Origin of the sequence: Pseudomonas sp. GM41(2012) (assembly GCF_000282315.2) — a bacterium.
Classification (GTDB): domain Bacteria; phylum Pseudomonadota; class Gammaproteobacteria; order Pseudomonadales; family Pseudomonadaceae; genus Aquipseudomonas.
This window is the reverse complement of sequence record NZ_AKJN02000006.1, coordinates 563873-584412: the sequence shown is the minus strand read 5'-3', so window position 1 is coordinate 584412 and position 20540 is coordinate 563873. Positions and strand designations below refer to the sequence as shown.

18 protein-coding genes are annotated in these 20540 nt (G+C 60.2%); 7 read left to right on the top strand and 11 right to left on the bottom strand.

The features are described 5' to 3' along the window. Positions 1–29: 29 nt before the first annotated feature. The 3 genes from PMI27_RS22930 to gnd are packed head-to-tail and all read right to left on the bottom strand — an operon-like array spanning position 30 to position 3348. Positions 30–851: a Cof-type HAD-IIB family hydrolase gene (locus PMI27_RS22930; protein ID WP_008149926.1), complete on the bottom strand. Its 822-nt coding sequence runs from the start codon at positions 849–851 to the stop codon at positions 30–32. After that, the gene (zwf, locus tag PMI27_RS22935) at positions 848–2371 is read right to left on the bottom strand and encodes a glucose-6-phosphate dehydrogenase (RefSeq protein WP_008149924.1); all 1524 of its coding nucleotides are present in this window, start codon (positions 2369–2371) and stop codon (positions 848–850) included. Before zwf ends, PMI27_RS22930 begins: the two co-directional genes overlap by 4 nt. After that, entirely contained in the window at positions 2368–3348 is a 981-nt protein-coding gene (gene gnd, locus PMI27_RS22940) for a phosphogluconate dehydrogenase (NAD(+)-dependent, decarboxylating) (protein WP_008149923.1), read from the bottom strand. The genes zwf and gnd overlap by 4 nt, the downstream gene beginning before the upstream one ends. Before the next feature lie 273 nt (positions 3349–3621). Between gnd and PMI27_RS22945 the strand changes: the two genes are divergently transcribed. The 3 genes from PMI27_RS22945 (at position 3622) to PMI27_RS0229205 (ending at position 6522) form a co-directional block, all read left to right on the top strand. Next, the gene (locus PMI27_RS22945) at positions 3622–3804 is read left to right on the top strand and encodes a DUF6026 family protein (RefSeq protein ID WP_008149922.1); all 183 of its coding nucleotides are present in this window, start codon (positions 3622–3624) and stop codon (positions 3802–3804) included. Positions 3805–3981: 177 nt separating this feature from the next. After that, entirely contained in the window at positions 3982–6219 is a 2238-nt protein-coding gene (locus PMI27_RS22950) for a TonB-dependent siderophore receptor (RefSeq protein ID WP_008149919.1), read from the top strand. Positions 6220–6315: 96 nt separating this feature from the next. Beyond that, a complete protein-coding gene (locus PMI27_RS0229205) occupies positions 6316–6522 on the top strand; it encodes a hypothetical protein (protein ID WP_033053089.1) in 207 nt (68 codons plus the stop codon). A gap of 48 nt (positions 6523–6570) precedes the next feature. On the opposite strand, the gene PMI27_RS22955 is transcribed toward PMI27_RS0229205, so the two are convergent. From PMI27_RS22955 to PMI27_RS22975, 5 genes are all read right to left on the bottom strand, one after another. Beyond that, on the bottom strand, positions 6571–7062 hold the full coding sequence (locus PMI27_RS22955; RefSeq protein WP_008149916.1) for a GNAT family N-acetyltransferase: 492 nt from the start codon (positions 7060–7062) through the stop codon (positions 6571–6573). A 113-nt stretch (positions 7063–7175) separates the two neighbouring features. Beyond that, positions 7176–7757 carry a DinB family protein gene (locus PMI27_RS22960; protein ID WP_008149915.1) on the bottom strand — a complete coding sequence of 194 codons (582 nt, stop codon included), beginning with the start codon at positions 7755–7757 and terminating at the stop codon, positions 7176–7178. A gap of 16 nt (positions 7758–7773) precedes the next feature. Next, positions 7774–8892, bottom strand: coding sequence for a cell division protein ZapE (zapE, locus tag PMI27_RS22965; protein WP_008149914.1), 1119 nt, complete (start codon positions 8890–8892; stop codon positions 7774–7776). A 183-nt stretch (positions 8893–9075) separates the two neighbouring features. Beyond that, entirely contained in the window at positions 9076–9417 is a 342-nt protein-coding gene (locus PMI27_RS22970; RefSeq protein WP_007897370.1) for a nuclear transport factor 2 family protein, read from the bottom strand. 52 nt (positions 9418–9469) lie between these two features. Beyond that, positions 9470–10186, bottom strand: coding sequence for a helix-turn-helix transcriptional regulator (locus PMI27_RS22975; protein WP_008149913.1), 717 nt, complete (start codon positions 10184–10186; stop codon positions 9470–9472). A gap of 204 nt (positions 10187–10390) precedes the next feature. On the opposite strand from PMI27_RS22975, the gene PMI27_RS22980 reads away from it, so the two are divergent. Further along, on the top strand, positions 10391–11443 hold the full coding sequence (locus PMI27_RS22980; RefSeq protein WP_008149912.1) for an aldo/keto reductase: 1053 nt from the start codon (positions 10391–10393) through the stop codon (positions 11441–11443). Positions 11444–11546: 103 nt separating this feature from the next. Here PMI27_RS22980 and speB read toward each other — a convergent pair whose 3' ends face one another. Together speB and PMI27_RS22990 are read right to left on the bottom strand one after the other, a co-directional pair. Continuing rightward, positions 11547–12506, bottom strand: a complete 960-nt coding sequence (gene speB / locus PMI27_RS22985; RefSeq protein WP_008149911.1) for an agmatinase — start codon at positions 12504–12506, stop codon at positions 11547–11549. Between the two features lie 21 nt (positions 12507–12527). Beyond that, positions 12528–13619 carry a polyamine ABC transporter substrate-binding protein gene (locus tag PMI27_RS22990; RefSeq protein ID WP_008149910.1) on the bottom strand — a complete coding sequence of 364 codons (1092 nt, stop codon included), beginning with the start codon at positions 13617–13619 and terminating at the stop codon, positions 12528–12530. A 102-nt stretch (positions 13620–13721) separates the two neighbouring features. Between PMI27_RS22990 and PMI27_RS22995 the strand changes: the two genes are divergently transcribed. From PMI27_RS22995 to PMI27_RS23005, 3 genes are all read left to right on the top strand, one after another. After that, on the top strand, positions 13722–14615 hold the full coding sequence (locus PMI27_RS22995; RefSeq protein ID WP_008149908.1) for a LysR family transcriptional regulator: 894 nt from the start codon (positions 13722–13724) through the stop codon (positions 14613–14615). Between the two features lie 140 nt (positions 14616–14755). Beyond that, positions 14756–16204: a nucleobase:cation symporter-2 family protein gene (locus PMI27_RS23000; RefSeq protein WP_008149907.1), complete on the top strand. Its 1449-nt coding sequence runs from the start codon at positions 14756–14758 to the stop codon at positions 16202–16204. A 53-nt stretch (positions 16205–16257) separates the two neighbouring features. After that, positions 16258–16914, top strand: a complete 657-nt coding sequence (locus PMI27_RS23005) for a TetR/AcrR family transcriptional regulator (RefSeq protein WP_008149906.1) — start codon at positions 16258–16260, stop codon at positions 16912–16914. A 69-nt stretch (positions 16915–16983) separates the two neighbouring features. On the opposite strand, the gene PMI27_RS23010 is transcribed toward PMI27_RS23005, so the two are convergent. Beyond that, on the bottom strand, positions 16984–20538 hold the full coding sequence (locus tag PMI27_RS23010; protein WP_008149904.1) for a molybdopterin cofactor-binding domain-containing protein: 3555 nt from the start codon (positions 20536–20538) through the stop codon (positions 16984–16986). Positions 20539–20540 lie beyond the last annotated feature (2 nt).

Sequence of the window (20540 nt, the reverse complement as noted above, 5' to 3'; positions counted from 1 at the left end):
AAGCTCAGCTCCTACAGGGTTTTGTGTTGTTAGTGAGGGAGGATGTAGCGCTCGATTGCTTGCGCCGCGCCGTCCTCGGTGTTGGTGCCCGTCACCACGTCCGCCTGGCGCTTCACCGCCTCTTCCGACTGCCCCATCGCGATCGACAAGCCTGCGCGGTGAAACATCGCCGGGTCGTTGCCGCCATCGCCCAGCGCCGCGGTCTGCTCCAGCGGTACACCGAGAAATTCGGCCAGTGTCGCCAGCGCCGCCCCCTTGTTGGCTTGCATCGCGGTCACGTCCAGATAAATCGGCTGTGAACGGGAGACCTGTGCCTGGCCTTCCACTTTGGGCAGCAGGAGCGCTTCCAGCTCGATCAACAACTGCGTGTTGTTGCTGGTGGCGACGATCTTGTCGATGCGTTCCAGGTACGGCTCAAAACTCTCGACCACCACTGGCGGATAACCCAGGCCGTACTGTTCACGAGGCACCATTGGGCCGTTCGGATCTTTCAGCAACCAGTCGCCATCACTGAACACCCAGATTTCGATGTCCGGCCGGTCGGCAAACAGCGCCAATGCCGTCAACGCAGCCGTCGCCGGCAAGTAATGCGCGACCAGCAAACTGCCGTCCGGATTGACGATGGTGCCGCCATTGAAGGCTGCCGTTGGCAAGTCGACGCCCAGGGCTTCAATCTGCTGCAACATGGCTTTGGGTGGACGGCCGGTGGCCAGGCTGAACAACACGCCTGCCTCGCGCAAGGAACGAACTGCGTCAATCGTGCGTTGGCTGAGGCTGTGATCGGGCAGCAACAAGGTGCCGTCCATGTCACTGAGCAGAAAACGGATGGGTTGCGACGTTGTCTCACTCATCCGAGGCCGTGCCAGACGCGACCATCGCGAGTCAGCAGATCTTCTGCAGCCTGTGGGCCGTCTTCGCCAGCGGCATAGCTCTGCACGCTCGTGTCCTGCTGCCAGGCGTCGAGGAATGGCTGCACGGCGCGCCAGCCATTCTCGATGTTGTCGGCGCGCTGGAACAGCGTCTGATCGCCGGTCAGGCAATCGTAGATCAGGGTTTCGTAGCCGGTGGACGGCTGCATTTCAAAGAAATCCTTGTAGGCAAAGCCCAGTTCGATATTGGCCATTTTCAAGGCCGGGCCGGGCCGTTTGGCCAACAGATCGAACCACATGCCTTCGTTGGGTTGAATCTGGATTCGCAGATAGGTCGGTTGCAGTTCATCGACCTCGGTATCGCGGAACTGCGCATACGGCGCCGGTTTGAAGCAGATGACGATCTCGGTATCGCGCACGCTCATGCGCTTGCCGGTGCGCAGGTAAAACGGCACGCCGACCCAGCGCCAGTTGTCGATCATGACTTTCAGCGCGACGTAGGTTTCGGTATTGCTGTCGGGCGCCACGTTGTTTTCCTGGCGATAACCCGGCAATGGCTTGCCGTCGATTTCGCCGGGCGTGTATTGGCCACGTACCGAATTGGCCAGCGCTTCCTCGACCGACCAGGGGCGAATCGCGCCGACCACCTTGGCTTTCTCGCCGCGTACCGCATCGGCGCCAAAGGCGGCCGGCGGCTCCATTGCAACCATCGCCAGCAATTGGAACAGGTGATTGGGCACCATGTCCCGCAAGGCGCCGGTGTGTTCATAAAAACTGCCACGGGTTTCCACGCCAACGGTTTCGGCGGCGGTGATTTGTACGTGGTCAATGTAGTGGTTGTTCCAGAACGCTTCGAACAGGCTGTTGGAGAACCGGCTGATCAAAATGTTCTGCACGGTTTCCTTGCCCAGATAGTGATCGATCCGGTAGATCTGGTTTTCCGTCATCACCTTGAGCAAACAAGCGTTCAAGGCTTCGGCCGTTGGCAGATCGGAACCGAAGGGTTTTTCGATCACTACCCTTCTGAACGCTTCCGGCGCCTCTTGCAGCAAGCCGGCGGCGCCGAGACGACGCACCACTTCGCTGAAGAAACGTGGCGCGGTGGCCAGGTAGAAGACGGCGTTGCCAGTGCCACTGGCGGCGATTTTCGCCGCCAGGGCTTGATAGGTGCTGTCGTCCAGGAAGTCGCCCTGGACGTAGCTGATGCCTTTGGCCAACTTGGCCCACAAGTCTGGATCAAGGGCTTGATCGCCCTTGCCGACTTTGGCGGCCACTTCGGCCCGAATGAAGTCTTCGAGTTTTTTCGCAAAGGCTTCATCGGTGATGGCGTTGTGGTCGACGCCGATGATCCGCAGTCCATCCCCAAGCAGACCGTCACGACTCAGGTTGTACAGCGCCGGCATCAGCAGACGCTTAACCAGGTCACCATGGGCACCGAACAGAAACAGCGTGGTTGGTGGTGCGGGTTCTGCCTTGGATTTATTGCGGATCAAGCGGGTCATTTTTTCGAAGTCTCCACGTGGCCGCCGAAACCGAAGCGCTGGGCCGAGAGAATCTTGTCGCCAAAGGTGCCTTGCCCGCGCGAACGGTAGCGGGAGAACAGCGAGTTCGACAGCACCGGTACAGGCACCGATTGCTCCATGGCGGCTTCGATGGTCCAGCGACCTTCACCACTGTCAGCGACCGACCCGGAGTAACCGTCGAGTTTCGGATCGCTGGCCAGCGCGTCGGCGGTCAGGTCGAGCAACCAGGACGACACGACGCTGCCACGACGCCAGACTTCAGCGATGTCGCCTACGTTCAGGTCGAAACGCTGGTCTTCCGGCAGGTTGGTGCTGGCCTTGGTCTTGAGGATGTCGAAGCCTTCGGCGAAGGCCTGCATCATTCCGTATTCGATGCCGTTGTGGATCATTTTCACGAAATGGCCCGAACCGGCCGGGCCTGCGTGGATGTAACCGCGCTCGGCGCGATCATCTTCGGACTGGCGGTCCTTGGTGCGAGGGATGTCGCCCAGGCCTGGTGCAAGGCTGTCGAACAGCGGATCAAGGCGTTTAACCACTTCGGCTTCGCCACCGATCATCATGCAATAGCCGCGCTCCAGGCCCCAGACGCCGCCGGAGGTGCCGACGTCGACGTAGTGCAGGCCTTTTTCCGAGAGGGTTTTCGCCCGGCGGATATCGTCCTTATAGAAGGTGTTGCCGCCGTCGATGATGGTATCGCCCGCTTCGAGCAAGGTGCTCAGGGTGTCGATGGTGTCTTCGGTCGGTGCGCCGGCCGGCAGCATGACCCACACCGCACGTGGCTTGGCCAGGCCAGCGACCAGCGCCGGCAGGTCGATGACGCCAGAGGCGCCTTCTGCGGCCAGGGTGTCGACAAAGGCGGTATTGCGGTCGTAAACAACGGTGGTGTGCCCGTTGAGCATCAGGCGCCGCGCAATATTTCCGCCCATGCGGCCCAGTCCAATAATCCCGAGTTGCATGTTCTGATGCTCCCTACTACAAATAATGTGTGTCAAAGGTTATAGCCCAAACGCGACTAATGAGGGTTAGTCCAGAGCGCTGGCACATAGTTTCCGGGCATTGTGCCCGATCCAGATTGATAACGTCGGTAATCGAGCCGAAGACACAACGACCATTAAAAATAAAAAAGTTCCCTTCCAGGGCAAAAGAAATCAAAATCACCGCCGATAGTAAGTCAGCACCCGATGGCGGGGGCAGGTTTACAGTTGAGGCAGCCATTTGCGAGGTGAGCAATGGGCACAGTACAAGCAGCACGGCCAGCACAAACCCTTTACGTCACGATCCGTCGCGATGAATTACGCCAGTTGAAAGACGAGCGTGACCAGTTGAAGCAGGAGCTCGCGCAATTGCGCTTGTTGACACAAAGCAATCAGGCCCAGCCTTTGCCCGTCACTCACCGTGTGCCTCACGCCTGATCCCCTCGCTTGATTCGGAAACAGCCCACTGCTGTTTCCGACCTGCTATCCCCCCCTTTTGAACAAACCCGGCACTCGCGAAGATAATAATTATTCTCGTTTACGGCTAAATCCTGCCCCTCCCCTTCGTCTTTGAACAAACGGAATTTTTCCCTCGAAGACAAGGAGTCGGCTGCGATGTTCGCGCCTATCACCCGTTCCATGACTTTTACCCTGGGCCTGTGCAGTGCCGCCCTGTGCCCCGACTTGCTGGCTGAAACCGGCTCTGAGAAAGAGCCCGGCCGCACCCTCGAACTGGGCGCCACCCATGTCACCGCCCAAGGCTTGGGCAGCACCACCGAAAACACCGAGTCGTACACCACGGGCGCCATGAGCACTGCGACGCGTTTGAACCTGTCGATCAAGGAAACGCCGCAATCGGTGTCCGTGGTCACGCGCCAGCAAATGGACGATTTCAAGCTCGGCACGCTGTCCGAAGCCATGAGCCAGACCACCGGCGTGGTGGTTCAGCACAACGATTCAGACCGGGTCAGCTATTCGTCCCGGGGTTACTCGATCACCAATTTCCAGATCGATGGCATGCTGAACACCTTCAGCTTCATGAAGTCCGATTCCGACACCATCATCTACGACCGCATCGAAGTGGTTCGCGGTGCAACGGGCCTGACCACTGGCGCGGGCGACCCTTCCGCCACCATCAACATGGTGCGTAAACGGCCGACGTCGCAGTGGCAAGTCCAGACCGGTGTCAGCGGCGGCAGTTATGACGACTACTACAGTTATCTGGATGTCAGCGGCCCGCTGGCGTTCGACGGCCGCCTGCGCGGACGCAGCGTGCTGGCCTATCGCGACAGCGATTCGTTCCGCGACAAGTACCAGCAACAACGGGAAGTCGGTTACGGGATTCTCGAAGCCGACCTGACCGATGACACCGTGTTGGCCGTGGGTTACGACTATCAGAACAAACACGTCCAGGGCACGTCCTGGGGCACGGTGCCGTACTGGAACGCCGACGGTGGCAAGGCCAACCTCGGACGCTCGACCAACATGGCCACTTCCTGGAGTTCCTGGCCGCTCAAGGACAAAACCGCGTTCGCCACGCTGGAACACCAATTGGGTGCCGGGTGGCACGCCAAGGCCGCCTACACCCATCGCGAGAGCGACACCGATGGCAAGATCTACTACGGCGGCGGAGGGTTCCCTGAAGCTGATCGCAGTGGCATGAGCGCCAACGTCAGCCACATGCTCAGTACGCAAAAAATGAAGGCTTATGACTTCAACGTGGCAGGCCCTTACTCGCTGTTCGGAAAGGAACACGAAATGATGATCGGCTACGGCGAGGCCGAGCGCCGGGAAGATTCCCCCTACATGGTGGACGGCCCGAGGGCGGCGGATTACGAAAACATCCGCGACTGGAAGTACATGGGCGACATCGCCAAGTTTCCCGACACGGTCACCCGCCTTTCAGGTTCAAAAGACAGTACCCGCCAGAAGGCCGGTTACCTGGCCACTCGCCTGAGCCTGACGGATGACCTGCACGCCGTACTCGGCAGTCGTTATGGCAGCTGGAAGGTGTCGAGCAAGACCAACAAGTACGACAACAACCTGCAACTGAGCAGCGTCGATGCCAGCAGCCAGGAACACAACGACATGTGGACGCCCTACGCCGGGCTCCTCTACGACCTCACCCCCGAATACACCGCGTACGTCAGCTACACCGACATCTTCAAGCCGCAAGACAACCGCGACAGCCATCGCAAATACCTCGAACCGGTGGTGGGCAGTAACTATGAACTGGGGCTCAAGGGCAGCTTGCTTGAAGAACGTCTGAACCTCGCCACCGCGCTGTTCTGGAGCAAACAGGACAACGTTGCCGAACTCGACGATTCGGTGCCACCGGACCCGGTGACCGGTGAGGAGTTCTTCAAGTCAGGCGGTAAAGGCAACAAGGTTCAGGGCTTCGAAGCCGAGGTCGCGGGCGAGGTCATGGCCGGCTGGAACATGACGGCCGGTTACACCTACACCCACTCGGTCAATGGCGAAAAGAAACGCGCCAATACCAACCAGCCGCTGAATATGTTCCGGCTCTCCACGGCCTATCGTCTGCCCGGCGACTGGCAGGCCCTGACCGTGGGTGGCGCGGTGAACTGGCAGAGCGATGTGTTCCGCGCCGCCAGCCGCCCGGTGGGACGAAGTGCCAACGGTGCGGTAATCACCGAAAGGAGCAACATCCGGCAAGAGGCCTACACCGTGGTCAAGCTGATGTCGCGGTATGAGTTCGACAAGCACCTGTCCGCCTCGCTGAACGTCGATAACCTGTTCGACAAGAAGTATTACGACAACGTCGGGTTCTATAACGGTGTGTTTTGGGGTGACCCGCGCACGGTGACCCTGAGCCTGGACTGGAAGCTCTAGACGCAGGTAATTCCCATATGACGGAATCGGCGGATAATGTCTCTTCGACATTGCTTCATGGACGAAAGGACCCGACAACTCGTAGTGGGGCACACCATGAAACGTACAACCATGATCCTCGCCGGCCTGATGCTGATCAGTTCAACCGCGGCATTCGCCGAAGGTGGCGCTGAACGCATGCGGTACTACTTTGAGAGCCTGCGGTTCAGCCAACAACAGGCCCAGGGCCAAGTTACCCAGAGCAATGAACTCCGGGTTCCAAATGATCAAACCGCGCAAGTGACAGAGCACTACAAACCGTAACGACAAAGGGCGTCCTGATGGACGCCCTTTTTCATTGCTCGTATTACCTTAAAGCGCCTTGGTCCAGAACAACATCCGACCGTGCGCCGGATCGAACATGCCTGCAGCAAAACCGAACTTGCCATAGGACGCCTGGGCGACTGCATTACCTTCCAGCACCTCCAGCGTGATTTTGCAGCAACCGCGCTGGCGAGCGATGTCCTCGACTTTTTGCAGCATCTTCTGGCTCAACCCCAAGCCACGAAATTTCGACACCACACACACATCGTGCACGTTGACCAACGGCCGACAGGCGAAAGTCGAGAAGCCCTCAAAGCAATTGACCAGCCCGGCCGGCTCGCCACCGACAAACGCCAGAACGCTGAACGCGTGGGGACGTTTGGCCAGTTCCGCCGGCAGTTGCTTCAACAAGTCAGCGGGCAACGAGTGGCCGCCACCCATCGGGTCTTCGGCGTAAGCATTCAGCACCAGCCCAATAGCCTCGGCATGCACCGGATTGGTGTAACTGGCCTGAAGCACAAGAATTTCTGCGGATTCCATTTCCACCCTCGTTCACACATTAAGTTGCCCCAGTGCATCTCGCTCTGAAAGGCCACCCGACAATATCGCGAGCACAGCCGTGTCGACAACCGGATCCTGCTGTAATTTTTCGTTCAAGCGCCCCAGATCAGCGCCTCGGTCCACCCCAGCTCGGCAAAATCCTCAGCCCTCAAGCCTGACTCACCGGCGCAGAAAAACTCGTCCAGTTGCGGTGGTTTGACCGAGGTGCCGCTGAGCATGGCGTGAACCTGCCCGCGATGATGAATCTGGTGCTCGAACAAATGGGACAGCAGGCGCAAGCGGCTGTCATGTTGCGGCGTGTCCCGGGCGATGGTCACGATCTTCCCGAGGTCTGCGTCGCGCATTTGCTCGCAGTAGGCGATTAGTCGACTGTCCACCAGCGCTTGTTCGCGCTTGAGGTCTACCGCTTGTGTAAACGGCTCATCCAGGTTGAAAAACACGTAGCACTCGGGATGCGGGTCATCGCCGCGCAACTCCCGCTCCAGCGCATCCACGTAAAACCAGTCGCAGGTCAGGATGTGATTGAGGGTAGCGCGCAGACTGGGAAAGAAGCTGACCCGCGGCGCCACCAGATCGGCCGGGCTCAACTGGCTCCAGGCCTTGGCAAGGCGATGATTGGCCCAGGCGTTTTGATAGGCCATGGTCAGCAAATGGTGCGACAGAGGCTGATTCATGTTCGCGGCTCCTTGTTCAAGCTTCAGCGAAACGTTGCAGCTGCATTTCCTGTAAACGGCTTAGGGTGCGGCGGAACGGAAACTCCAGATAACCCTCGGTGTACAACGATTCCATGGGTACCTGCGCTTCGAGGCACAGCGGCACCTTGCGGTCGTAGCACTCGTCCACCAGGGCGATGAAACGCCGTACACCGTCGTCATGCACCGACAGTTGCGGCAGCTCGCGATCGCCCGCCACCACCCGCTCGACGCCGTCTTCAGTGCCTCGGGCGATGCGCCCTTCGCGCTTTTGCGCGCTGAGGTTGGGCACGTCACTCAACAGAATAGCGCTGAAGGTGTCGCACAGGGCGATGAAATCCATGGCGGCAAACGGCTGTTCACAGAGGTCGGCGTAACGAGTCCAGAGTACGGTTGGACTGGCCTGCACGACATTGAGTGAGCGGTAGCCCACCTTGATCGGGTCACTGGACACCGACTGGCCGACGGTCAGTGCCTTGAACACTTCTCCCAGAGCGCTGGGTTGCCCCGGTGCCGCCACCCAGTAACGTTGCAAACCTTTGCCTGGGTGCAGGCGATGATCTTCGCCGCCATCCACCGCAATCACCTGCATATGTTTCTTGATGGCCTCGATGGCGGGCACGAACCGGTCGCGGTTGAAGCCATCGGCGTACAGCTGGTCCGGCGGCTGATTGGAGGTGCAGACCACCACCACACCCTGCTCGAACATCACCTGAAACAAACGCCCGAGAATGATCGCGTCGCCAATGTCGTTGACGAACAATTCGTCAAAGCACAGGACCCGCACTTCCTCGCTCAGTTCGCGAGCCAGCGCCTTCAACGGGTCGGCGGTGCCGGTCAGTTGAAACGAACGCTGATGCACCCAGCCCATAAAGTGGTGGAAATGCTGGCGCCGGGCCGGGACCTTCAGGCTTTGGTAAAACTGGTCCATCAACCAGGTCTTGCCGCGCCCGACCGGACCCCAGAGGTACACGCCAGTGATCGGCGTGCGCCCTTCATGCAGCGCCTCATAGCATTTCTGCAGCGCCCACACGGCATGTTCCTGGGCTTCGTCCTGGACGAAGCCCTTCTGTTCGATGGCCTGTTGCCAGGCGCTTAAGGGGGAGTCGACATTCATGCGCGGCAGTATACGTCCATGTAGCAGTTGCGTTGTGGCGAGGGGATTTATCCCCGTCCGGCTGCGAAGCAGTCGTGAATTCAAACAACGCGTTGCATCAGATAGATCGTGCATTCAGGTTTTACGACTGCTTCGCAGCCGGACGGGGATAAATCCCCTCGCCACAGGGGATCTCGTTGTCGATTAGAGAGAGATGTCTAGTCGGGCGATCTTGCCCTGTTCATTCAGGCGAAACATGTAGCGCAATTCCAGAGGGCTGCCGGGAAACGTTCCGGAGATCAGGTTATGCACCAGCACCTTGCCGGTGCGCAGTTGCACGTCGAGCACTTCAACCCGTGGCTGGTAACGCTGGGCGGTGTCTTGCATCCATTGCGCGATGGCCTGGGTGCCGACCTGGTGCTGGCCTTCATCGAACACGTTGGCATCCTCAGCGAAAAAACTGGCCACCCGTGAGGTGTCGCGGGCATTGGCGGCTGCAATGTAGGCGGCGATGGCGGGTGCCAGTGAAGAGGCGGGATTGGACATGGTTACGGCTCCTTGTTTGTTGATTCTGGAGCCATGCTAAAACAAGCCTGTGTCAGTTCTTGTCAGGAGTGAAGCGCCCTGCTTCGTCCAGTTGCATCTGTTTGCGCCAGGTGCGCAACAGGTCGCTGCGCCGCCCCGGATAACGCTCGCCCTGCTCGTTCGCTGCCGAGATCCGGTCAGTGCGAAAGGTGCGATAGGCGCTGCGCAATTCACACCAGGCGACGATGATTCGCACCTCGTTCAGAAACCCCAGGGCCAGCGGCCAGATCAGCCGCTGACTCGGCACCTGGTTGGCGTCCGCGTAATCGATGTGCAGCTTGGCCTGATCGCGGATGGCCTGGCGAAATACATTCAGTGGCACGGCGTTGGGCGCAAAGCCATAGCCGGGCGGGCCCGGCAACACCGTCGGGTTGCGTAACGCGTCCAGCGCTTCCGGCGCCAATACCGCCGCAATCTTGGCCAGCGCATCCGCCGCAGCCTTGCTCAACACCTCATCCCCACGCTGATCCACATAGCGCAACCCCAGCACGATGGCTTCGGTTTCATCGGCGTTGAGCATCAGCGGCGGCAGAAACAAACCGCTGCGCAGCACGTAGCCGATCCCCGCTTCGCCATAGATTGGCGCGCCAAGGGCGGTGAGTTCGGCGATGTCGCGGTACAGCGTGCGTTCAGAAATCTCCAATTCGCCGGCAAGTGTTGCCGCGGTCACCGGACGACTTTTGCCGCGCAGCACTTGCAACAAGGTCAATAAACGAGTGGTACGCGACACGATCGGCAGGCTCTGTCCGTAAAAGTTGTCGGAGCTTAGCAGAGGACTCTGTCAGAAAGTGGCAGTAGCAATCAGGCCGGTGGTCGGCCTTTCTCTTGTGAGCGGAAAAGCGCCTTGACGGTAAATATTACTCGCATCATATTAAATACATGTCGCTAGACATTTATATTCGACCCCAACGTCTTTTCCTTCAGGAGTCATCCTATGCATTACAAAGTCTTCGGCCGCAAAACCGGCTTGCGGGTCTCGGAACTGGCGCTGGGCGCCGGTAACTTCGGCACCGGTTGGGGTCATGGCGCCGAGCGCGACGAAGCCAAACGTATCTTTGATGGCTACCTGGAGGCCGGCGGCAATTTCATCGACACTGCCAACGGCTATCAGGCGGGCCAGTCGGAAGCCATGCTCGGCGAGTTCATCGCAGCGGAACGGGATCGCCTGGTCATCGCCACCAAATACACCTTGGGGACTACACCGGCTGCGGGCATTTCCCACACCGGCAACAACCGCAAGAACATGGTTCGCGCCGTGGAAGAAAGCCTGAAACGACTCAACACCGACCACATCGACCTGTTCTGGGCCCACATGAGCGATGGCGTGACGCCCATGGAAGAAATCCTGCGCGGTTTCGACGACCTGGTGCGCGCCGGCAAGATTCATTACGCCGGGCTGTCGAACTTCCCGGCGTGGCGCATCGCTCGGGCCGATTTGCTGGCCGAGGTTCGCGGGTTCTCACCGATTGCGGCGATTCAGGTGGAATACAGCCTCGCCGAACGCACCGCCGAACGTGAACAACTGCCGATGGCCGAAGCCTTGGGCCTGGCCGCTACGTTATGGTCACCGTTGGGTGGCGGGTTCCTCACCGGCAAGTACCGCACCAACGATGGCGACAACCGCGCCGCCAAACTCGGCGTGCTGATTCATGCCGAGAAAAGCGCCCGTGAAACCGCCCTGCTCGACACTTTGCTGGCCGTCGCCGCAGAACTGGGCGCCAGCCCGACGCACGTGGCCGTAGCCTGGCTGCGGGAAAAAGCCAAGCGTTCGACCACGGCGCTGATTCCGATTCTCGGCTCGCGCACCCGTGAGCAATTGGATGCGACGCTGGGGGCGTTGAATGTGCAATTGAGTGCTGATCAGTTGTCGCGACTTGATGGGGTCAGTGGTGTGGCGATGGGCGTGCCCCATGAATCCATTGCCGGGTCGATGGCGCGATTTACCGGGACTGAGACGTTGGATCTACCAAAAATCCCGGTTGCCTGAAAAAGCATCGCGGGCAAGCCTTGCTCCTACAGGTTTTGTGGCGTTCACACACTTTGTGTTCGACAACAATCCTGTAGGAGCAAGGCTTGCCCGCGATGGCGTATTACCGATCGACCTTATGCTTCGCGGCATAGAGGCACAGCATTTCCATCGCCAACGTCGCCGCCGCCAGTGAGGTAATGTCCGCACTGTCGTAGGCCGGCGCCACTTCCACGACGTCCATCCCCACCAGATTGATCCCGCGCAAGCCACCCAGGATTTCCAGCGCCTGCACCGTGCTCAGGCCACCGCACACCGGCGTTCCGGTGCCTGGAGCGAAGGCCGGATCAAGGCAATCAATGTCGAACGTCAGGTACACCGGGTGATCACCGACCCGCGCCCGAATGGCCTCGACAATCGCATCAATACCGCGTCGATGCACTTGCCGCGCATCCAGCACTTGAAAGCCCTGGTGATCGTCATTGGTGGTGCGCAAGCCGATCTGCACCGAACGCGACGGATCCACCAACCCTTCCTTGGCCGCGTGCCAGAACATCGTGCCGTGATCGACGCGCTTGCCGTCTTCGTCCGGCCAGGTGTCGCTGTGGGCGTCGAAGTGGATCAACGACAGCGGACCGTGTTTACGCGCATGGGCTTTGAGCAGCGGGTACGTGATGAAGTGATCCCCGCCGAACGTCAGCATCGCGCTGCCGGCGTTGAGAATGTGTTCGGCATGGGCTTCGATGCTTTCCGGCACCGACTGCGGTGTGCCGTAATCGAAGTCGCAATCGCCGTAGTCGATGACCGCCAGATGGTCGAACGGATCGAAGGCCCACGGCCAATGGCGTTCCCAGGCAATCCCGGTGGACGCGGCACGAATGCCCCGTGGTCCGAAACGCGCACCGGGGCGGTTGCTGGTGGCGGTGTCGAACGGGACACCGCTGACCGCTACGTCGACGCCGCGCAAGTCGCGACTGTAGCGACGACGCATGAAACTGGTGATTCCGGCGTAGGTACTTTCGGCGGCGGTGCCGTAGAGGCTGTCGCGGGTCATGGCCTGATCGTTTTGCATCGGGACGTCCATCAGGTGCTCCTTGTTATTGGCTTATTGGCGGCTACGGAAAGTGGTCCACAAGCGAGTGCGCTGGCGCAGGTCCTTGAGGCTCATGCTGCGGTCGGCGTACAGCAAACCGCGAACGTCGGCGGGTGGGTAAATGTCCGGGTCGGTGCGCACCGCCTCATCCACCAGCGGCGTTGCTGCCTGGTTGGCCGTGGCAAAGAACAGTGTGTTGGTCAGTGCCGCGACGGAGTCCGGGCGCAACATGAACTCTATAAAGGCGCGGGCCGCTTCGGGGTGAGGCGCGTCCTTGGGGATCGCCAGGTTGTCCTGCCAGACCAGCGTGCCCTCTTTCGGAATCCGGTACGCCACTTCGAACGGTTTGTTGGACTTGCGCGCCTGGTCGGCGGCCATGCTGGCGTCACCGTTGTAGGTCAGCGCCAGGCAAACATCCCCATTGGCCAGATCGCTGATCTGCCGACCGGTCGCGACGTACAGCACATTCGGCTGCAGCTGATGCAGTAACGCCTCGGCGGCTGACAGATCGGCCTTGTCGGTGCTGTAGGGATCTTTACCCAGGTAATGCAACGCCAGGCCAAACACTTCCTGAGGCGAATCGAGAATGGCGATGCCACAGTCCTTCAATTGGCTGGCGTACTCAGGCTTGAACAGCAAATCGAGGCTATTGAGCGGCACATTCGGCAAGCGCTGTTTCACCGCTTCGACATTCATCCCCAGGCCCAGGGTGCCCCAGGTGTAGGGCACGCCGTAACGGTTGCCGGGGTCGACGGCGGCGAGTTTTTCCAGCAAATCCGGATCGAGGTTGGCGTAACCCTTGAGGCCTTCGTGGGGAATCTCTTTCAACGCACCGGCGGCCAGTCCACGGGCCAGCACACTGGACGACGGCACGACCACGTCATAACCGCTGCCACCGGTGAGCAACTTGGTTTCGAGCACCTCCGAGGAATCGAACGTGTCGTAGCGCACGTGGATACCGGTTTCCTGCTCGAACCGCTGCAAGGTTTCAGGCGCTACGTAATCGGACCAACTGTAGAGATTGAGGACTTTTTCCTCGGCCTGGGCCGATACAGCCATGGCGAGGAACAGCGCGGGTAAACACAGCTTGAACATGGGAGCCATGACGGAACACCTGACCAGATGAAGTGGATGCAGAATGCGTCGTCGGATACATTGGTAAAATACCAAGTTAATTATCCTGACTTTATCCTGGAATAATGTTTGATGCTCAGCCAACTCCACGATCTCGATCTGCAACTGCTGCGCCTGTTCGTCAACGTGGTGGAGTGCGGCGGTTTCAGCGCGGCTCAGGGGGAGTTGGGCTTGAGCCAGTCGAGCATCAGCCAGCAAATGGCCAAACTGGAAACCCGACTCGGCTATCGCCTGTGCAGTCGTGGCAAGGGTGGTTTCAAGATCACGCCCAAGGGCGAGCAACTGCTGAGTGCGACTCGCAGCCTGTTCGAGTCCATCGAAGCCTTCCGCCATCAATCCAATGGTGTGGCCGGGCGCTTGATTGGCGAGGTTCGTCTGGGGCTCTCCGAAGCGCTCGATCAATCCGTGTTGCAACGGGTGGCCGATGCGATCCGACGCTTTCGTGGTCGGGACGAATCGGTACGCATCGAGTTGATCAGCGCCATGCCCGGCGAAATGGAACGGTTGCTGCTGCAACAACGACTGGACCTGGCGATCGGCTATTTCTCACAAGTGCAAAGCGCTTTTGACTACCGCGAACTGTTTACCGAAACCCAGCACCTGTATTGCGCGGCCGGCCATCCGTTGTTCACCCATGATGCGCCTGACGATCAAGCGCTACAGGCTTGCGATCGGGTCGATCACCCTTACCGCTTCCTGCGCAGCGACGAGCCCTTCCAGGGGAAGATGTGTTCGGCGCGCTCGGAACAGGTCGAAGGCACCCTCGCCTTCATTCTCTCTGGCAAGCATGTCGGTTATTTACCCGAACACTTTGCCCGCAGCTGGGAAGACAAAGGATTGCTGCGCGCCGTGCGCCGTGCCGATATGAGTTTCGAGGTGGCATTCCATCTAGCCCGACATCGCGCCCAGGTACCGGGGGATGCGCAGAAAGCCTTTGAAGAGGATTTGTTGGCAGCGTTTGCCTGAAGATCAAAAGATCGCAGCCTCCGGCAGCTCCTACAGGAGATTGGCGTAGGAGCTGCCGGAGGCTGCGATCTTTTGATCTTTTGCCGGTTTCTGGCATCCTGCGCCTCCATTTTTTGACCTGCCCCCTTGGCGCATTCCTCGTGACCTCATCCGAACACGCAAAACCCCGGCCCCGTTCCGACCTGATCTACGGCCTCGACGATCGCCCGCACCTGACCGCCACCGTCTTCGCCGCCCTGCAACACGTGCTCGCCAGTTTCGTCGGCATCATCACCCCGACCCTGATCATGGGCGGCGCTCTCGGCCTGCAAAGTGAAGTGCCGTACCTGATCAGCATGGCGCTGTTCGTCTCGGGGCTGGGCACGTTTGTTCAGGCACGACGTTTCGGCCCGATCGGTTCCGGCCTGCTGTGTCTGCAAGGCACCAGTTTCTCATTCATCAGCGTGATTCTCAGTGCCGGTTTCATGGTCAAGGCCCGGGGCGGCGGCACCGATGAAATCCTGTCGACCATCTTCGGTGTGTGCTTTTTCGCTGCCTTCATCGAAGTAGTGTTGAGCCAGTTCATCGGCAAATTGCGGATGCTGATCACCCCGGTGGTGACCGGCACGATCATCACGCTGATGGGCCTGTCACTGATCAAAGTCGCCATGACCGACATCGCCGGTGGCTTCGGTGCGGCGGACCTCGGCGCGGGGAGTCATCTGGCCCTGGCGGCCCTGGTGCTCGGAACGATTGTGGTGTTGAACCGGGTCGATGTGCCGTTCTTGCGCCTCGGTGCGATTGTCATCGGCCTGACCCTCGGCTATCTCGTGGCCTGGCTGATGGGTGACGTCAATTTCGCCAGCCTGCCCGAAGTCCCCCTGATGAGCGTGCCGGTGCCGTTCAAGTACGGCTTTAACTTCGATTGGGTGGCGTTTGTGCCAGTGGCGGTGATTTTCCTGGTGTCGCCGCTGGAAGCCGCCGGTGACTTGACCGCCAACTCGATGATTTCCCGGCAGCCCGTCAAAGGCCCGATCTACATCCGCCGGATCAAGTCCGGCCTGCTCGCCGACGGCCTCAACTCGGCCATGGCCGCCGTGTTCAACAGCATGCCGATGGTGACCTTCGCCCAGAACAACGGCGTGATTCAGCTCACCGGCGTGGCCAGCCGCTACGTGGCGTTCTTCATTGCCGGTTTGTTGGTGGTGCTGGGGTTGTTCCCGATGATCGGCGCGGTGCTGCAACTGATGCCCAAACCGGTACTCGGTGGCGCTGAACTGGTGATGTTCGGCACCGTCGCCGTCGCCGGAATCAAGATCCTCGCCGAAGCCGGCCTGCATCGACGCAACATGCTGATCGTGTCGATTTCCCTCGGCATGGGCCTGGGTGTCGCGGCGGTGCCGGAAGTGCTGCGCGAGTTGCCGAAGGCGCTGCACAACATCTTTGAATCGCCGATCACCGTCGGCGCGTTGTGCGCAATCGTGCTGAATATCTTCCTGCCCGAGGAATTCATCGAGCTGGAAGAAGATGACTTCGATCCGGAAGCCTCGATCCTGCAAGTCATGGAAAATCCGCCGGCCACTGAAACAGCCGCCAGCCTGAACCGCTGAAGGGACCGTGCTACATTCGTTGCGACTCCGCTTGGTAGAAGGTTGACCGCACGTTGAACAAGAAAACCGGCATCCGGGCCGCTCAGGCCCATCAAACCCGAACCCGGATTCTCGAAGCGGCCGTGAAAGTATTCACCCGCGACGGCTACTCCGGGGGGCGGGTGGAGAGTATTTCCCGCGAGGCCGATTCCAACGACCGCATGCTCTATTACTACTTCGGCAGCAAAGAGCAGCTGTTCATTTGCGTGCTGGAACACACCTACGAGCAATTCAATAAAGCCGAAAGCCAGCTCAAGCTGGACCTGAGCACACCGCTGTTGGCCCTGCAGGATCAGGTGGCGTTCGTCTGGAACTACTACGTCGAACACCCGGAATTCGTCGCCATCCTCAGCAACGAGAACCTGCACAACGGCAAGCACGCTCAACAGTCCAGCGAGTTGCGCAGGTTGTCGGGAGAGGCGGTCGGCGTGTTGCGGCCGATCATTGAGGCGGGTCAGGTTCAGGGATTGTTTCGTCAGGACCTGGACATCAAGCATGTGTATCTGATGATCGCCTCGCTTTGCTACTTCTATAACTCCAACCGATACACCCTCAGTTCCTTCCTTGGGGAGGATCTGGCGGAAAAGGGGCAGCAGCAGGATTGGTTGGGGTTTATCAAGGATCTGGTGGTGCGGGGGGTGATGCGGTTGCCGGAGCAGAATTCGGGGTGAATGTGCCGGCCCCAATCGCGGGCAAGCCTTGCTCCTACAGGATCTAAGCAAAGCTTGCTCGCGATGCTTCTAATGGCTCCCCGGATTCGCCCGCAGATGTGCAACCTTCTGTTCCAACCCTTCCCAACCCGGCGCATTTGAAGCAAACCGATTACGCAAATACGCCGCCAGTTCCGCCACCTGCGTATTGGACAAACTGTCCTTGAAACCGGGCATGTAGCCCAGGTCCTTGGTGGCCGGTGCGTCGATGCCTTGCAGGATGACCTTGATCAAGTTGTCCGGTTGATCGCTGTGCACATTGGTATTGCTCGCCAGAGACGGACTCACACCAAACAGTTTCGGCCCCAGGCCATCCGCGTGACAGGCCTTGCACGAACCTTCGAACACCCGCTGACCGTTGCTCAATGACAGGCTCGCGACCGACGACGGCTGAGTGGCTTTCTCCACCACCTGCGCTTCAGCCTGCGCGCCGTTGAGTGACGCCAGATACACCGCCATCGCCCGGATATCCGTCTTGGGCAATTTCGCCAGCTCACTGACCACCGGCCCCATGGGGCCGGTCGCCACGCCATGGGCGTCGGAATAGCCGGTACCGAGATAGTCGAACAGCTGATTCTCCGTCCATGGCGTTGGCGCTTTCGACAAACCGTTCAGCGCCGGCGCTTCCCAGCCATCGACCATGCCTCCGGCCAAAAACGACGCACCACCCTTCTCCGCGCCCATCAGGTTGCGCGGCGAATGGCACGCCGCGCAGTGCCCCAGACCGTTGACCAGATAGGCGCCGCGATTCCATTGCTCGCTACGTTCTGGCTGCACGCTGATTTCACCTTTACGCAGAAACAACGCATTCCACCCCGCCATCAACGGCCGCAGATTGAATGGAAAACGCATGTCGTTGGCTGTCGCCGGCTGGCTGACTGGCGCTTGCGACATCAGGTACGCATACAGCGCCTGCATGTCGGCATCGTTGATATTGCGAAACGCGGTGTAGGGAAACGCCGGGTACAGATTGCGACCGTCGCGGCCAATGCCATCGCGCATCGCCCGTTCGAACGCCGGGTACGACCAGCTGCCGATGCCGGTCTTCACGTCGGGCGTGATGTTGCTGCTATAGAGCGTGCCGAACGGCGTTTGCATCGCCAGACCTCCGGCATTGGTCGCGCCACCCGGCGCGGTATGGCACACCGCGCAATCGCCGACGGCCGCCAGCAAACGCCCGCGCTCAAGGGTAGCCGCCGACCAGGTGCCAGCACTTGGCGGCGCAATCGGCGCGATTTCACCGTGAAACGGCCACGCGGTGGCGGCCATACCGAGCACCGCGCCGAACGCCGCAAACAGAGAACCGAACAGCCACTTCGAGCGTTTGGCCGGTGACTTCGGTGGCTCGTCACAGGTACCAGCGTTCAGCGCCGCCAGCACCCGTTCCGGGGTAATCGGCAGTTCGCGAAACCGGATCCCGGTGGCGTCATAAATGGCGTTGGCAATCGCTGCCGCGCTCGGCACCGAGGCGGATTCACCAGCGCCCATGGGCGGCTGGTCCTGACGCGGCATCATCAAGACGTCGATCTGCGGCACTTCAGGGAAGGTCAGGATCGGATAACCGCCCCACTCCTTGCTCGCCACCGTCGATTCCTCGAACGTCACCCGCTCCTTAAGCACCCGACTGGTGGATTGAATGACATTGCCGTGGATCTGATGCTGCACACCCGCCGGGTTGATCATCATCCCCGAGTCATGACCGATCACCACCCGCGTGACGGACACATCACCGGTCTGGCGATCCACCGCCACGTCCGCCACCCATGCTGCCCACGCCGCACCAAAACCGGGGAACTTGCTGTGGATGTAGCGCGCGTAGGCAAAGCCGCGACCGCGCAGAAACTGATCGTCGTTCGGGGTTTGCATTGGCGCGGTACGCGGGGTCCAGGCGGCGCGCTCGGCGGTGGACTTCACCAGGTCAATGGCGCGCTCGTCGCGCAGATAGCGCAGCCGGTATTCCACCGGATCGACGCCCGCCGCGAATGCGAGTTCATCGATATACGACTCGTGGGCGAAGGTATTGGGCAGCGCCGACACCCCGCGCATCCACGAAGCCCGGACAATCGGCGCCATGTCATTGATGGTCACGCGCATGTGTTCGAAGTCATAAGGCGGGATCGACGTGCGATCGCCCATCTCGAACATCGCCGCCACCGGCTCGACCCGCCCGGTCAACAGCAAGGCCAGGGTCGGCGCGCCGTTGGACGGGTAGCTGGTCTGGAAATCGTAAGCAGCCACACTGCCATCGGCGTTCAAGCCGCCGTCGACGTCCATCAGTTGCGCGGTACCCTTGGGTTCCCACAGGTGCTCTTGCTCGCGGGTCAATTGCACCCGGACCGGTTTGCCCACGGCGCGGGACAACAGCAAGGCATCGGCGCAGACATCGTCGGCACAGTTACGCCCATAACAGCCCGACGCTTCCATGCGAATAATCTCGATCGATTCTTCTGCGCACTCCAGCAACCAGGCCAGGTCAGCCCGCAGCAAATGCGGATTCTGGCTACCGGACCACACGCGAGTGCCCGATGGCTGATAGTCCGCCACCCCGCAGGAGGGACCGATGGAGCCGTGCATCTGATACGGCCACAAATACGTTCGCGGCATGCGCTGATGGGCCCCAGCCAAGGCGTCGTCGACGTTGCCCTGGTCGAGAACGACACGCTGCACACGCGGGTTATCGCGGATGGCTTGTTCGACATTACTCATGTCCGGCAATTTATGGTTCCAGGCTTTCCATGTGATTTTCAACGCCTGGGCAGCCTTGATCGCCTGCTCTTCGCGCAGCGCCACCACCCCGACGAAATCACGAATCACCACCACTGCGACGATCCCGGCGATATGTGCGATGGAGGATTCATCGACGTCCAGCAAGCTGTTGCCGACGAAGTCACCGCAATCGAGCCCGGCATAGGGCGGGCGAATCACCCGGCCGTGGAGCATGTCCGGCACCCGCATGTCGTGGACGTAAGTCAGTTCGCCAGTAGCCTTGGCCGGAATATCCACCCGCGCGGCGCCCTTGCCGACCAGCCGATAGTCTTCGGCAGACTTGAGTGGCGCGGTGCCTGAGAGGCGCAGTTCAACGTGGTCACCGCGCACCAGATCGGTGTAGGACGTGGTGCGTCCGTCCGCTGCGACAATCACCCCGGCGTCGACCTTCAGACTGCCCGCCTCCACCGACCAGCGTTCTGCCGCCCGCTCCAGCAGAAAACGCCGGGCCTCGGCAGCCGCATTGCGCAGCGGGATCGCGGAAATCTGCAGCGTGGCGCTGGCAATAGTCGCGCCCTGATTGGGCACACGCTCGGTGTCGCCCAGCACTATGCACACCTGCTCCAGTCGCAGGTCCAGTTCTTCGGCGACGATCTGCGCCAGCGAAGTGCGGATACCGGTGCCGAGGTCGACATGCCCGTTGAAGGCATACACCCGTCCGTCATCGCTGATGGCGATGAACAGCCCCAGTTCCTTGGGTTTGATCAGCGGCGTACCGCCTTTGGCCACCGGGCCTGATGGCGGCAGGATGTCGTCGACGATCAGCAGAACGCCGGTCTTGGCCAGCCATTGGTCGCGGGTAGGGATTGCGTCAGTCATGG